This is a genomic window from Chryseobacterium sp. OSA05B (assembly GCF_019970065.1).
In the GTDB taxonomy this organism is placed as follows: Bacteria; Bacteroidota; Bacteroidia; order Flavobacteriales; family Weeksellaceae; genus Chryseobacterium.
Genome location: NZ_JAHXYH010000002.1, coordinates 102,100 through 116,073, shown reverse-complemented (window position 1 = coordinate 116,073; position 13,974 = coordinate 102,100). Strand labels below are relative to the sequence as shown.

Below are 13,974 nucleotides of genomic sequence, written 5' to 3'. Positions count from 1 at the left end.
TTACTTCATCAGTAGAGCTCTTTTTTATAGCTTGAAAAAATTCCTGGCGGTTTCCGTGGTTTCCTCTGCGACTTCAGAAATACTCATCTTCTTCCAGTGAGCGATCGTCTGTGCCACATAAGGTAGAAAAGACGGTTCGTTCCGGCGGTTCTGCATTCGCGGCATATTTTTCGGAAGCATAAACGGCGCGTCTGTTTCTATCATCATCCGGTCCAGCGGGGTATATTTGATCACGTCTTCCAGCTGTTTAAATCTTTTCTCATCACTTATCGCGCCTGTAAATCCTAAATAAAATCCTTTGTCAAGATAAATTCTGGCTTCCGCCAATGTTCCGGTGAAGCAATGAACAACCGCTTCCGGCAATCCGGAAAGGTATTCATCAGTAATTTCATTAAATCTTTTGAAAGCTGATCTCTCATGCAGGAAAAGGGGTTTGTCAACCTCAACGGCTAATTCCAGCTGGGCTCTGTAGCATTTTTCCTGAACAGGTCTGGGCGAAAAATCCCGGTCAAAATCCAGTCCGCACTCGCCTACCGATACCACCTGATCGGATGTCAAAAGGTTTCTAAGTTCCTGGATACTTTCCTGGTTAAAAGATTTGGCATCGTGGGGATGAATTCCTGCTGTAGAAAATAAAATCTCAGGATATTCTTCTGCAATTTCAGCAGATTCTTTACTTCCGCGTACGCTTGTTCCGGTGAGGATCATTTGTTCTACCCCATTATCCAGGGCGCGGTTGATAATTTCTTCGTGTTCATTATAGAACTGTTTATTGGTCAGGTTAATGCCAATATCAATGTATATATTCATTTTTTTTTGTTTTGTCTTTGTTTATAAAATATCTAACAATGTTGGGTCCTTTCAAAACGTTTTTGAATTCTTTTTCAGAATAAAATCCTCTGAAATCCGAACGCTTTACTCCGTTGAATTCTTTCGTTATTTTCACCCGGATTATTTTGTGTCTGGTTTTTCTGCCTTTTTTACATGTAAAGGTGTCACTTAGCTGATCTTTGATAACTGCTTTTGCTGTCCTTCGCCATTTTTTATTGCCATATTTTCTAAGTTCCTGAGAGATTTTCCCATCTTCTCCGGCTCTGAAATCTCCTTTATTATAAGTATTTCTCATCTTTTATTCACATTAAAAAGGGAGGCAAGCAGGATTCGAACCCGCGTATCACATTAGCAGTGTGCGTTTTTCCGTTAAACTATTGCCTCCGTTTATTTGAAATTTAAGAGTTTACTATGTTTTTCATTGTTTTAGTTTTTAAAATAGAAACAGACAGGGCCCGAACCTGCAACCTTCCGGTGAAGGGAATGTTTTTCCAGTTAAACTACTGTTTCTTTATTTATGCTTCCACCTCCAGCAGACTGAAATATTCTGATGCTGTCAGTGCTCTGGGAAAACCTCGTGGTGTAATTTCCCTTTCCAGTTCACAAATCAGAAGATCGCCCTGTCTTTTCAGACATTTGATGTGTGGAATAATGTTTTCGTGTATTCTGAACGTAGATGCGATGGCAGTGAGCGCATTTCCTTTATATTCCTGTTCTATCCAAAGCCAGTGTTCCTTTTCTGTGGAAGGGCACCAGCATTTTACGGCGTAGGAATACTGATCTGTTTCACGCCATGTGTAAATTCCTAATTTTTTATTTTCAATTTTATACACTTCATAACGGTTGATTCTTCGGATCTGGGTTTTATTTCCGTTTTGGTCGTATTCATTGTAATTCAGTTCCACTTCTTCTTCAGTGATCTTTTCTGCTTCCAGACGCTTCATCAGATTTCCTACTCCAATATAATTGAAACAGAAGAGACGCAGATTTCTGTCCGTGGATTCGAAGAATTCTTCAAATTGTATGGTTTCCACCCCATTCCAGAGTTTTTCTATTTTTTCCAGAATTTTGGTAAAAAACGGAGTTTCAAACCTCGTCCACTGGCGTTCATATTCTCTCGTCATAAAGTTCTGAAAACTGCTGTGACGCAGCTTCAGGATAGAAACCAGTTTCCGAATCGTGTAATTTTGCTGATGAACCGCATAGTTGAAAGACGCTCCGGAAAGAATCAGTTTATCCTTGGAAAGATACATTCTGTCATTGATGTTAAAATAAATATTTTTAGCCAGATGTTCAAAATGATCGTCTTTCTGGTACAGATAGAAATTAATTTGCTTCAATGCCGGAAGACGGGAACCATTCTGTCTCTCATCACCGAAAAAATTAATATACTCCAGAGATTTAAAATTAACTTTAAATGCATTGGTCAGCCTTCCATTGATTCTCTTAAGATGGTCAAATTCTAAAGAAGTATGCATCTCCAGATCCCCGACTTCCTGAATTTTAGTGGCAATCGTCTGGTGGGTTTTATACGTTCCTTTTACTTTTTCCAAAGCTATAAAATGACAGGTTTCCCCCTGATTCTGAATATTTCCGTTCACATTTCTCAATAATGGAAACCTTACGCCTGAATTACGGTTAACAGAAATGCTGCCTGAAGTCTCCAGCAATGGAAAATCTGCATAACAACCCTGTTCCAATAGAATGTTTCCCGTGATTTCCTGAAGCACAGGAAAAGAAGCTTTTGTCTTTTCAAATCTGAGGTGTCCGACTATTTTTTTCAGTTCCGGAAAATCGTGCGTAAAATAATGCCCAGTTTTGTCACGGCATTCCATATTGATCTGCCCCTGAAGAAATTCAAGGTAGGGAAAAGATACATTTTTACCATAAACATTGATTCTTCCACGGATTTCATAGTGCGGAATAATAATATCGTTACCGAAAATATCAACATTAAAAATACCTTCCTTCGGAAGAAATTCCACTTCATACTGATGATTAATCGGGATGACAATTCTGGACTGCACCAGTTTTTTACCTCTTGCGATGACATTGGCTTTTTTAAGGGAAATATTTCCTCCTATCGTGGCCAGATTTTTAAAATCAAAATCTATGATGCATTTGAAATGACCTTTTACTGTTTCCAGCTCCCAGATCTGGGCAAAACAGTGAAGGGTAAAATTCTCTTCCAGCGTCTTAAGATTGGGAAGAGAGCAGTCTGCCGCATCTACTGACAGAGATCCTTTGATTGTTCTCAGATTCGGAAAGTGACATCCTTCCCCACGCAGAATCAGGGTTCCGTTCAGTTCTTCAATATCCCATGTGATGTTTCTGCCATATATTTCTACGGTCACAGGGTCATCAAAAGCCGTCTCCGGAAGGTCTTCCACGGAGAATACTTTATATCTTGTCATGGGATCAGTCGTATGCATTTTCTGTCAGTTGGGTTATTGGGTTGTATTCCTGCTGAATGTACTTCACAAAATAGTCACTTTCTATGCGAAGGATTTTGTGTTCACCGTGAAAAATAAAGCCATCACCATAGATTCTAAAAGTTTCCGTACTGCCATCTTTTTCAAGGATCTTATATCCGGGTGCTTTCAGGGTATGCTGGTTGCTTGTCTTTTCCAGACAGTATTCTTTATAAGTTTTGGTGTATTCTTCTAAATTGTTGATTTTTTCTCTTGCCTCTGAACTTTTTCTTATATAAGGATTAATTTCAGATGATTCGGGCATATCAATATTTTCTTCAAAATGAAGTGTACTTTCCTGATTGACAGGAAAAACTGTTATTTCTTCAACAGGACCGTTTTCTCTAAAAAAATCAAATATCTTTTTCAACATGGCTTTTATTTTTAATGGTAAAAAACAGAAAGAAAATCGGATTCGAACCGATAATTCGCTTCTTAGAAGCTGGTTTTTTCCGGGTTAAACTATTTCTTTCCTTATTATTCTCTGTGAAACGGCAGGATTCGAACCTGCGCCTCTGACTTGCCGAACCAGCGCTCTTCCATTGAGCTAACGTTTCTCCTTTTACCAGGCATTTATTTTATAATTTTTCAGCAGTACTCCGCTGTAATAATTTCCTTTTATACCTTCAATGACCGGGTGCAAAATTCGCGCAGCTCCGTCTACAGAATCCAGTGGCGGAATATATCCCTGCTCAAACTGTTTCTTTCGAAGACTTTCTTTCGCACCTGTAGAAATCCACCCTACATCCACTGCACTCATATAAATCTGATCGTTTTCAAATTCTCTTGCTGAGGTAAGCGTCATCATATTCAGGGCCGCCTTTGTCATATTCGTGTGCGGATGAAATACTGTTTTATTATCGTAGCTGAAAATACCTTCAGAAGAGGTCACATTGATGATAAATTTCGCCTGAAATGCTGAGTTTTTCATCAAAGGTTTCAGTTCTTTGATCAGAAAATAAGGTGCGATATGATTAATCAGATTCACCTCTACCAGTTCATACATGGAAACTTCTTCAAGTGTAGAATTCCAGCTCGTTTTTTCTCTGTTATCCACAGGCTGTCCGAAACGGGTAAGCGCCACCGGAGTTTCATCGTTCTGAGCATATTCAAGTTTTGCGATTTCGCTTGAAATTTCCGTCTGATTGGGAAAAAGATTCTGAATATTTTTAAATTCAACTAACTTTTCTCTTTCACGATTGATAATAGGAAGATAGTATTCATCAGGATATTTTATAGTTTGAGCAGCATTATTGATCAGGATATCCAATGTATCAAAACGGGTTTTATAAAAGTCTATAAAATCCTGTATTGCCTTCAGATTTCTCAAATCCAGTCCGTATATCCAAAGTCTTTCTTTCCAGTCTTCATAATCTGCTTCCTGCCGCATCATTTCCAGCGCCAGTGCAGGAAAACGGGTTGTCAAAACCAAATTGGCCCCATTTCTCAACAGCTTCAGTGCGGTGGCCCATCCTACTTTTACTCTTCCTCCCGTCAGGATCACATTTCTTCCTTTGAGATCTGCTGTTTCAAAACGTTTTTCATAATTTTCTGCAGCACACTTCGGGCAAAGTCTTGTGTAAAAAGAATGGGCATACTGATAGCTCTGGTTACAGCAGTAGCAGTTTTTGGGAATCTGAAGCGGAGTGAGTTTCGTATCTTCTTTTTCTTCATCATAGAAAGCTGAAGCTCCTTCCAATGCCTTTTGCATTAATACAGCATCAGCACTCACCGCTAGATCATGAGATTTCATCCTGGAATAATTTTCCTGGCGGTTCTGCTTTTTCGCATTCTTATGAATTTTCGTGATTAATCCCGAAAATATCTTATTGTCAGGATTAAGGAATGGATCGTCTTTCAAGGCATCCAGTACCTTGAGACATGTTTCCCATTCGTTTTGCGAAAATTTTTGATCTGAAAATTCCATAGCTTCAGTTTATATAGGCAAAATTATCTGCGCAGTACGCAATCTTTTTACGCACTGAAATTTTATCCGTTATTCGTTGAGAAATTTTTCAAGAAAACCGATCAGCTGTTTCCCGCCATGGCTCCACCGGATTCCGTGACCTTCTTTTTCCCTGACTTCAAAAACAAGTTCATGTTTGTAATGATAGAAAACATTCCACCAGGTTCTGTTGTCCAGAATATAACTGATCTTTTCCATAACTTTTTCCTGTTTCTGCACATTATTTCCCTTGATTTCACCCCAAAACCGATCATTCATTCTTCCGATATGCTTTTCACAGGCTCTCTGTGCAATGGTAATTTCACTGTTAAAGGGTTTTATGCAGGCTTCGATTAACATTTCTTTTAATGGCGGAACAGCATTTTCATCCCGGATGCTGGCAGAAGTCAGACGCTGGCCCAGAATATTCAGCCAGTGCTCAAAAGGAATATTTTCAAGTTGAGATGCTTTGACCTCATCAGATTCATTGCTTTGGAATATATCGATAAACAGTTCAAAACTTTCAGGTCTGTCGGTTTTAATTTCTTCATTAAAATACGGAAGCTCGAATTCCAGCATGTTATCCTGAAATTTTCTGATATTGCTTTCCATCGCCTGCACATGTTCTTCAGCAAGAATGGCCTGGTATTTTTCTTTCCAGGATGTTGAAATTAATGGAATATAAGGTGTAAACAAATTCATTCTCAAACCATTTTGATCAGATTGGCCTCCAGTTTTTCTTCTGTGATGAGATGTGCAATGAGATTGAACCATTGCTGACAGTTATCCAGGATCCATGCATCTGAAGACACGGCAATTTCTGAATTTTCTGCTAAAAACTTATCCGGATTGAATTCCAGTTCTGCTTCCCAGTTCAGTTTGTTTTCTTCTGCAAAATCAAGGACAATCTGTTTAATCCTTCCACTGTTGGAAACCGGTTTGTCAAAAACCCAGACGAGCTTCTGTACCTCAGCTTTTTGAAAAAATGCAGCCACCAGTTCTACCGCTCTTTGGGTTTGGTTGACTCTTTTATACGTTCCATGAACGCCTGAAAGATCACGGAAACATCCGTCTGCTCCTTCAAAAACATAAGCACCGGACAGTAAACTTTCCATTAAAATCAATACATTGAAACCGTCAAGATAAAGGATTTTGTTTTTCAGACCCGAAACTTCCAGCTGTTTATCTTTTCTATTTTCTATCTGCTGTTCAGAAGCAGAAGCACCGCGCAATGCCTGAATCTGCCGTGTTTTCAGCTTGTACCGGTTTCCTACGAGTTCAGAGGAAGCTTTCTCTGCGTAATCTCTGCTCAATAAATACAGCATGTCCTGAACAGCCATTTTCAGCTTATCAATTTGTTTTTGGGAACCGAAAATCACATCATCACCCGTATTTTTCCCGCGGTTTCTGTTATTCATACTCAAAAATAGTTTTTTAAGCGGATATAATTACAGGAATCTGTTTCTGAACCTCTGTTATCTGTTAATTTATCAACATCTGAAAGGTGGAGTTATACATTTTACAACAAAAGAGATATTTCGTACAACGTTTTGATTTTCATAAGGAATATGTTTGCAGAGAATAAAAATATCGATTATGAATACCTTGAAAAAATTATGTTACCTGTTCACAGCAATGCTTCTGTCTGCAACTTTTGTATCATGTTCCGATAACGACGATATGGTCATGGAACAGATCACTCCCTCTCAGATGCTTTCTTCTACTCCCTGGGAAACTACGGCTGCAAGAGACAAGAACGGTCAGCCTGTGAACCTCAACGACGCGAGCGTAAACGGATTTGCGGGTTTTGCTTACTTTAAAGCCGATGGAAATTTTGTGATTTACGGATTAAATGACGTTTTAAGATCCAGAGGAACATGGTCTGTAGATCCACTGGGAAAAACCAGAGTCATTACAGCATTGAACCCAGACGGGACGACCATCTTTACCCGTTCTGTGGATATTCTGGTGTTGAACAACAATGAATTCACATACAGAATTCACACCAACCCAAGTGATCCTTCTGTTTATTACGATATTGTCCATACCAAAACGGCTCATGCCGAACCAGCCAATGGCCAGCTTACTTTAGCTTCTACCCCATGGGAAACTACAGGAGCTAAAAACAGCAGTGGAAATCCGGTAGCCTTAACGGATCCAAGTGTTTCGGGGTTTGTTGGATATTCTTATTTTAAAGCGAACGGTACTTTTACGATTTACGGGCTGAACAATGTGCTGAGATCTCACGGAACATGGTCTATTTCTCCGGACGGAAAAAAGAGAACAATCACCGCTCTGGACGCGAACGGAAATGTACTTTTCACCAGAACCGTTGATATTCTTACGCTGAACAGTTCTGAATTTACCTACAGAATCACTCCTGATGCAGGAAACTCTTCTGTCTACTACGATATCATCCATACCAAAGTAGATCATAAGGAACCATAGATATTTTTTAAGTTAGTTGATTATGGATGGACTCCTGCGGCCCTTCGGGCCGCAGGAGTCCTTTTAATAGTATAGCTGTATGACATTCAATAAATCGTTGGACTGGAATTGCTTTCTTACATCAAATCTTCCCACCATTTTTTCCAGGGTACTTCTCCCAGCTGGTGCAGATTTACTTTTTCACCAATCATTGGATGAGTAACCGGGATATTGTTTTCTTCCGCATATTTTGAAACAAGCTCCAAAGGTTCAAACCAGGGATGCTGGGCCAGCTTGAATTTTGAATTATGAACTGGGATGAAGTTTTCAGCTTTCAGTTCCTGTACCTCTGTAATAATCTGTTCAGGAAGGCTATGGATGTAAGGCCATTTTTCATTGTACTGCCCGCATTCCATTACGGCAAGATCAAAAGGTCCGTACTTATCTCCTATCTCTGTAAAATGATTTCCGTAACCGCTGTCGCCACCCAGAAACATTTTTTTAGATGGAGTTTGAAGCACAAAGGAAGTCCAGAGGGAAATATTTCTGTTCAGAAGTCTTCCTGAAAAATGTCTTGCAGGAGTCAGTATAATCCTAAAACCATCCGACATGTCAATGCTTTCCCACCAGTTTTTTTCAATTACTTTCTCAGAATCCCAGCCCCAGTATTCAAAATGCTGTCCAGTTCCTAATCCGCAAATTACCTGGCCTACTTTATCTTTCAGCGCCTGAACAGTTGGATAATCCAGATGATCCCAATGGTCGTGGGAAATCAGGAGTACATCAATCGCTGGCATATCTTCAGGTTTGTAATGATCTGACCCCGGAAATGCTTTGATAGAGCCGGGCATCGGAGAAGCGTTTCCACTGAACACCGGATCTACCAGAAACTTTTTACCATCAATTTGAATAAAATAAGAGCTGTGCCCGAACCATACCAGAACATTGTCTTCCGGCTTCAGGTTTTTCAGGTCTGTGGTGACAAACGGAATCGGGGATTTTGGGGTTACATTTTCTATTTTGCACAGGGTCTGCAGGAGTAATTTGGTCATGCTTTCCCCTTCCAGTAAAGCCGGCGTAGGAAGGATATTCTGAAATTTTCCGTTGGTATAATTCGGCAGTGTACTGAAATAGGTTTTTCTTTTTTCATTGGGAAACTGTCCCATTTGCTTCTTTAAATTCATTCCGTTGTTGTTTTTTTCTGAATCTTGATCATGAACGATTAAATCAGAATAATAAATATAAGGATTAGATGGCTTATGTAAACACATCAACGAATAAAGGAGACCGTTTACTTTATTTTTCAAAGATGAAACATAGATTTTATGCATAGGTTTATCCTACAGAAGCATTAACTTATTTGTCTTCGCTTATTTATTTTTTATTTATTTTTTCAGATTGATGTAACAAACATCCACTAATAAGTGTCTTATTGGTGAAATATCACTTTGAATGAAGATAATTATATGTTCGGCAGCTTTATTGATGTCCTCTTTAGTCCTTTCACAGGCTAAAAACGACACCATTAAACAGAAAGAAAACCAGATTGAAGGCGTTACAATAACCGCAAGAAAACCTACTGTGGAATCTAAAGCGGACAGAACGGTTTTTAATGTATCCAACAGCTCTATTCTGGCAGGAAATACCACTTGGGATGTTTTGAGAATGACCCCTTTGGTAAGCATCGACAATAATGATGCAGTGAAAGCAGAAGGAGAATCCGTGACGGTATATATCAACGACAGAAAATCTGTATTTACCGGTAAGGAATTGAAAGAATATCTGAAAACCATTCCTGCGGATAACCTGATGAAAATTGAAGTGATCACAAGTCCGTCATCGCGCTATGAAACGGCAGGATCGGTCATTAATATTGTTCTTAAAAGAAGGGATGACGAAGGAATGAAAGGCAGTGTGACTTTCAATAACAGACAAAATGCCAAAAATTCTCAGTATACGAATATTAACCTCAATTATCACAAGAAAAATTTCACGCAGACGCTGATCGGAAGTTATAGCGACAATACCTATTTTCAGAGAAACACCAGTGTGAATAGTTTATATAAAGATAATGATATTACGAATATTACAAATGAAACCTTGGGGAAAGGCAGAAGCCCGTCCATGTCTTCTACATCTGAATATGAATTGAATGATAAAAACAATATAGGTCTTATTCTGGAATATTATCAAAGTAAAAATTCTTCCAATTCTGATGCAGATCTTTTCAGAACCAAGAATGATCAGCCATTTGAATCTTATCATCAGGATCAGGATGTAACGGGACGCTACCGTACGCTGGGCACGAATGTTTTTTATAAATATTATGACAAGGAGAAAAACAGGATTCTGGATATTAACTTAGGTTCCAATTACAATTCTCAGGAGAATCTCAATGAATTTTTAAAGACATACAACAATATACCTAAAGTCAATCAGCTGGGAATCAATTCCCATGAGCAGACCAGAAACTATTATATCAAAGTGGATTATACCCAGCCTCTTGGAAAAGGCGGCAGCTTTGAAGTGGGCGGAAAAATGGATTTTAATAATAATGTAATCCCGAATACGCTTTCAGGAAATAATGCAGATAATCTCCGTACGAATGATATTTTTCATTACGAAGATAATATCAATTCCCTGTATGCGAACTACAGCAAAACCTTCTTCGAAAAGCTGGAAACAAGAGTCGGAGTCCGTTATGAGCATATCGATTATAAAATGAGAGAGGATGTATCCGGGAAAAACCGAAAGGATTCCTACAGTACCTTACTTCCCAATTTATTGTTGAAATATTCTTTTTCAGATAAATATGATCTGACCCTGACGTACAACCGTAATCTATGGCGTCCATGGTATTCAGAATTCAATCCTTTTCTTGTTCCTACGAACGACGGAACATTCTCCCGCGGAAACATGGAGCTGGAACCGAACCCGAGCCACAGAGTCTATATGAAACTGGGAATTCTTAAAAAGTACTTTATTTCTGCAAGATATATGTATACCGATAAGGATTACTGGACCTCATTTGCTGAAGAAGATGGAAGAACAGTAACCCTTCCGGATAATTTCAACGGAAAAGTTCAGAAGTATTACCTTTTTGCGAATACCAACCAGACTTTCCTGAAAAATAAGCTGAATGTGAATGTCGGCGTTGGATGGTATTATATCGATAACCATGATTTCAACCAGGTGAATGATCTTAAAGGTAAAGATTATATAAGCTATATGGGAGCTTCAGCCAATTTATCCTACACGAATCTGTTTAATAAAAACATCAATCTGAGTCTGTGGGCCGAGCTTTCTAACCAAAATAACGGAAATTCATACGCGAATAAAACGAATATTTTCCATAACATCTCAGCCACCAAAATATTCCCTAAAACACAGATGGAAGTCAGTCTTCAGCTAATGAATATTTTCAGCAGACCTATTTTCGACAATACCACTTACAGTCAGGATGGTACCTTCAGATCTTCGATGAGGTCAGACTGGTACGGATTTTCACTGTCGTTCGTGAAACGTTTTGGAAACCAGAAGGTAAAAGGAAACACGAAGACGGATGTTGAGAAAAACAGCGGCGGCGGAAAATAAAATAATGATTTGCCCTTGATCAGTCCTGAAAATACAGTTCAGACAAAAAATAATTCAAACAGTAAAAATCTAAGGGTTTTTACTGTTTTTGTTTTTGGGCTGTAAGGAAAATTATTCCTCACTATTCAAACAAAAAAAACATGATCTGATTCATTGAACACTATTTTTTTAATCATTCCGGATGAGACTAAAAAACCGGAAGTGAATAGAACACTTTCATAAAAATATACATCATATTTAAATTATTCATACATTAGTGATTAATTATAAACTAAAATATTATGAAAAATTTAAAGAAAATCTCAAGAGACCATTTAAAAACGATCAAAGGAGGTCTTTCGTATTGTAATGAACAGCGGTATTGCAATATAAAATTCTGTTGTGCTGACGGAGTCTGCCGTCATATAGATTCCGCTTACTGCCAATAAGCCGAAAATAATTTGATCTATTGATTTACATTCAAGCTTCTGAACCACCGGAAGCTTTTTTGTTGCAGAGCCTTTAAAATCATATATTTGGGCCTTTAACAAAAACCATGAAAAAAATTCTCTTATTTCTAGGATTATCCTGTTTATCTACTTTTTCCGCTCAGGAAAATTTGTTAGATCCCAACTACGGGCAAAACAACGGCTATTCCATTTTTGCATTTTATACCAATGGCCAGCCAAGTGGCGGTCTTCAAATCCATGACACGACCCAACTTCCGGACGGAAAGATTCTGGCAGTGGGCGCCAGTTTTTATGCACGTTTTACGGCAAATGGACTTTTAGATCCCACTTTCAATAATGGGATGGGATATAAACTGATCTCTCCTGCCCATTCCTATAATATGGTAAAACCTGCCGGAGACGGTAATTATATTGTGCTGGACGGCAGTACGGGCGGGCAGATCTTAAAGATAGACGAAAACGGAAATTCTGTAAGCGGCTTTACCACCTATAACCAATCCGGGGACTACCTGGATATGCATATTGATCCCGATGGGAAAATTTATGTTATTAGAAAGGCCAGTAATAATCACTTCTTAGTCCGCCTGCTTCCCAATGGTCTTGTGGATACTGCATTTGCCAATAACGGGGAGATCGCCTTAGGCTCAACTTACCTGTACAGACAAGTGAAGGTAAATGCCAACAACGAAATCTTTATCGGAGGAAAACACCAGATCGCACAAAACAACCGCTACCTGCTTGTTTCAAAGTTTGATGCTGCGGGAAACCTGGTGACTACCTTCGGAACAAACGGACATTTCACACGTCCTGCCGGAGAGTATGTAGGTGATTATACCCGTCTCGAACTTCTGGAAGACGGAAAAATACAGGGCTTTACTTCAGGAAGTTTCTGCAATGGAAACAACTGCTTTGGCCTGATCGCCTACCGCCTTCTTCCCAACGGAACTTTAGATCCTTCCTACAAAAACGGAGGAGCATTTGTACTGCCGATACAGTCAAATTCCGATCCTGTAGAAGTAAAACGTATGCCGGATAATTCGTACATTATCGGAGGAACAGGTAATCACACGATGTATGCCTTAAGAATGAAGGCTAATGGAGAACTGGACACATCTTTCGGGATGGATGGAAAAATTATTACCCCAATCATTGGTACCGGAAGCTCCTATGTCTATAATAAAGGTTTTGAATTATACGGGAATTCCATTGTATTGATTGGCATCTATTCTATTTGGTACGGAGCTCAGACAAAATATGTGGGGACTGCGCGGAAATATTTCTTTTCTTCAAGCAATTTGGCAACAACAGATTCGGAAAAAAGCAGCGACAAGGTGAAAATTTATCCCAACCCAGTCGGAAACAATCTGCAATTCACATCCAATGATCCGGTCAACGGATTTGAAATCTATGATATGAACGGGGAAAGAATCATGCATTCTGTAACTCCTGTAAAAAATAATTTCATCAATGTGGATGCCCTGACTTCGGGAAATTATATTCTTAAGCTGGAAACTTCGAAGGAAGTGATTACGGCTAAGTTTATCAAGGAATAAGACATCATTTCAGGTATAAGACTTGAAGATTTAGAAATGTGAATGGTGAATTTTGGGATAGATATGAGATTTTAAACATCAGACATCAGACATCAGACATCAGACATCAGGTTTCAGAAATACGAAACCCAGATCCCGCATCCCGAAACTCTAGATATACCTTTATAGATGAGCATCAACAATTAGGTGCGTTTTTGACAACACTACAAAATATCTTGTCTGCTTATAATCCCAGCCTTCCACCAGAAATAATTAAGGCCATGGCTAAAGCTGGAATAACCACAATGACACCGGAAGAAATTAAGCTAAATAAAAATGAAAGAGATACAATGCTTGGAAAACATAAAGGAACAAAATGTCCATAATAAATACAATAAAATGAAGGCAATCTTATCAATACTACTATTTATTCCATGTTACATTTATTCCCAAGAATATTTTCTTTTGGATAGTTTGAAAACGAAATTTAAAGTAAATGAATATACACTGGAAACCAATGAAATATATAATATTAAAAAAGATATAAATATTTATAATGTTTTTATTTCTAAAAATCTAATCTTGTTAATTTCTGTACTTCCGGATTTAGATGAAAAAATACTTCAATTGTTATTAAAAGAATGAAACAGAAAATAAAAGGGTGTCAATAGACACCCTTTTATTTATATCTTAATCATATGAAGTGCAAAATTTCTACACAAAAA

13 protein-coding genes and 2 tRNA genes are annotated in these 13,974 nt (G+C 38.5%); 5 read left to right on the top strand and 10 right to left on the bottom strand.

Annotated elements, in window-relative coordinates:
• Positions 1 to 24 precede the first annotated feature (24 nt).
• From LC419_RS07880 to LC419_RS07840, 9 genes are all read right to left on the bottom strand, one after another.
• Positions 25 to 810 carry a TatD family hydrolase gene (locus LC419_RS07880; RefSeq protein WP_223606832.1) on the bottom strand — a complete coding sequence of 262 codons (786 nt, stop codon included), beginning with the start codon at positions 808 to 810 and terminating at the stop codon, positions 25 to 27.
• A complete protein-coding gene (locus tag LC419_RS07875; protein ID WP_223606831.1) occupies positions 794 to 1,126 on the bottom strand; it encodes a hypothetical protein in 333 nt (110 codons plus the stop codon). Before LC419_RS07875 ends, LC419_RS07880 begins: the two co-directional genes overlap by 17 nt.
• Positions 1,127 to 1,146: 20 nt before the next feature.
• Positions 1,147 to 1,215: transfer RNA gene (locus LC419_RS07870), tRNA-Ser, on the bottom strand.
• A gap of 131 nt (positions 1,216 to 1,346) precedes the next feature.
• Entirely contained in the window at positions 1,347 to 3,263 is a 1,917-nt protein-coding gene (locus LC419_RS07865) for a hypothetical protein (RefSeq protein ID WP_223606830.1), read from the bottom strand.
• A complete protein-coding gene (locus tag LC419_RS07860) occupies positions 3,250 to 3,675 on the bottom strand; it encodes a hypothetical protein (protein ID WP_223606829.1) in 426 nt (141 codons plus the stop codon). The genes LC419_RS07865 and LC419_RS07860 overlap by 14 nt, the downstream gene beginning before the upstream one ends.
• Positions 3,676 to 3,789: 114 nt before the next feature.
• Positions 3,790 to 3,859, bottom strand: a tRNA-Ala gene (locus LC419_RS07855).
• Between the two features lie 5 nt (positions 3,860 to 3,864).
• A complete protein-coding gene (locus LC419_RS07850) occupies positions 3,865 to 5,229 on the bottom strand; it encodes an SDR family NAD(P)-dependent oxidoreductase (RefSeq protein WP_223606828.1) in 1,365 nt (454 codons plus the stop codon).
• A gap of 69 nt (positions 5,230 to 5,298) precedes the next feature.
• A complete protein-coding gene (locus LC419_RS07845) occupies positions 5,299 to 5,949 on the bottom strand; it encodes a hypothetical protein (RefSeq protein WP_223606827.1) in 651 nt (216 codons plus the stop codon).
• A 2-nt stretch (positions 5,950 to 5,951) separates the two neighbouring features.
• A complete protein-coding gene (locus tag LC419_RS07840; RefSeq protein ID WP_223606826.1) occupies positions 5,952 to 6,665 on the bottom strand; it encodes a DUF434 domain-containing protein in 714 nt (237 codons plus the stop codon).
• A gap of 178 nt (positions 6,666 to 6,843) precedes the next feature.
• Here LC419_RS07840 and LC419_RS07835 point away from each other — a divergent pair, with 178 nt between their 5' ends.
• The gene (locus LC419_RS07835) at positions 6,844 to 7,695 is read left to right on the top strand and encodes a DUF4822 domain-containing protein (RefSeq protein WP_223606825.1); all 852 of its coding nucleotides are present in this window, start codon (positions 6,844 to 6,846) and stop codon (positions 7,693 to 7,695) included.
• Positions 7,696 to 7,811: 116 nt separating this feature from the next.
• On the opposite strand, the gene LC419_RS07830 is transcribed toward LC419_RS07835, so the two are convergent.
• On the bottom strand, positions 7,812 to 8,858 hold the full coding sequence (locus LC419_RS07830) for an MBL fold metallo-hydrolase (RefSeq protein WP_223606824.1): 1,047 nt from the start codon (positions 8,856 to 8,858) through the stop codon (positions 7,812 to 7,814).
• Positions 8,859 to 9,126: 268 nt separating this feature from the next.
• Here LC419_RS07830 and LC419_RS07825 point away from each other — a divergent pair, with 268 nt between their 5' ends.
• The 4 genes from LC419_RS07825 (at position 9,127) to LC419_RS07810 (ending at position 13,635) form a co-directional block, all read left to right on the top strand.
• Complete coding sequence (locus LC419_RS07825) at positions 9,127 to 11,268, top strand: outer membrane beta-barrel protein (RefSeq protein ID WP_223606823.1); 2,142 nt, start codon at positions 9,127 to 9,129, stop codon at positions 11,266 to 11,268.
• A gap of 281 nt (positions 11,269 to 11,549) precedes the next feature.
• Positions 11,550 to 11,696, top strand: coding sequence for a hypothetical protein (locus LC419_RS07820; RefSeq protein ID WP_223606822.1), 147 nt, complete (start codon positions 11,550 to 11,552; stop codon positions 11,694 to 11,696).
• 107 nt (positions 11,697 to 11,803) lie between these two features.
• Positions 11,804 to 13,270, top strand: a complete 1,467-nt coding sequence (locus LC419_RS07815; RefSeq protein ID WP_223606821.1) for a T9SS type A sorting domain-containing protein — start codon at positions 11,804 to 11,806, stop codon at positions 13,268 to 13,270.
• Positions 13,271 to 13,308: 38 nt separating this feature from the next.
• Entirely contained in the window at positions 13,309 to 13,635 is a 327-nt protein-coding gene (locus tag LC419_RS07810) for a hypothetical protein (protein WP_223606820.1), read from the top strand.
• The last annotated feature ends 339 nt before the right edge of the window (positions 13,636 to 13,974 follow it).

Excerpts from the sequence above, each read along its gene's own strand:
- LC419_RS07835 (WP_223606825.1), top strand. The coding sequence starts at position 6,844 with ATGAATACCTTGAAAAAATTATGTTACCTGTTCACAGCAATGCTTCTG.
- LC419_RS07825 (WP_223606823.1), top strand. The coding sequence starts at position 9,127 with ATGAAGATAATTATATGTTCGGCAGCTTTATTGATGTCCTCTTTAGTC.
- LC419_RS07865 (WP_223606830.1), bottom strand. The coding sequence starts at position 3,263 with ATGCATACGACTGATCCCATGACAAGATATAAAGTATTCTCCGTGGAA.
- LC419_RS07830 (WP_223606824.1), bottom strand. The coding sequence starts at position 8,858 with ATGAATTTAAAGAAGCAAATGGGACAGTTTCCCAATGAAAAAAGAAAA.
- LC419_RS07845 (WP_223606827.1), bottom strand. The coding sequence starts at position 5,949 with ATGAATTTGTTTACACCTTATATTCCATTAATTTCAACATCCTGGAAA.
- LC419_RS07860 (WP_223606829.1), bottom strand. The coding sequence starts at position 3,675 with ATGTTGAAAAAGATATTTGATTTTTTTAGAGAAAACGGTCCTGTTGAA.
- LC419_RS07880 (WP_223606832.1), bottom strand. The coding sequence starts at position 810 with ATGAATATATACATTGATATTGGCATTAACCTGACCAATAAACAGTTC.
- LC419_RS07850 (WP_223606828.1), bottom strand. The coding sequence starts at position 5,229 with ATGGAATTTTCAGATCAAAAATTTTCGCAAAACGAATGGGAAACATGT.
- LC419_RS07840 (WP_223606826.1), bottom strand. The coding sequence starts at position 6,665 with ATGAATAACAGAAACCGCGGGAAAAATACGGGTGATGATGTGATTTTC.
- LC419_RS07815 (WP_223606821.1), top strand. The coding sequence starts at position 11,804 with ATGAAAAAAATTCTCTTATTTCTAGGATTATCCTGTTTATCTACTTTT.
- LC419_RS07875 (WP_223606831.1), bottom strand. The coding sequence starts at position 1,126 with ATGAGAAATACTTATAATAAAGGAGATTTCAGAGCCGGAGAAGATGGG.
- LC419_RS07820 (WP_223606822.1), top strand. The coding sequence starts at position 11,550 with ATGAAAAATTTAAAGAAAATCTCAAGAGACCATTTAAAAACGATCAAA.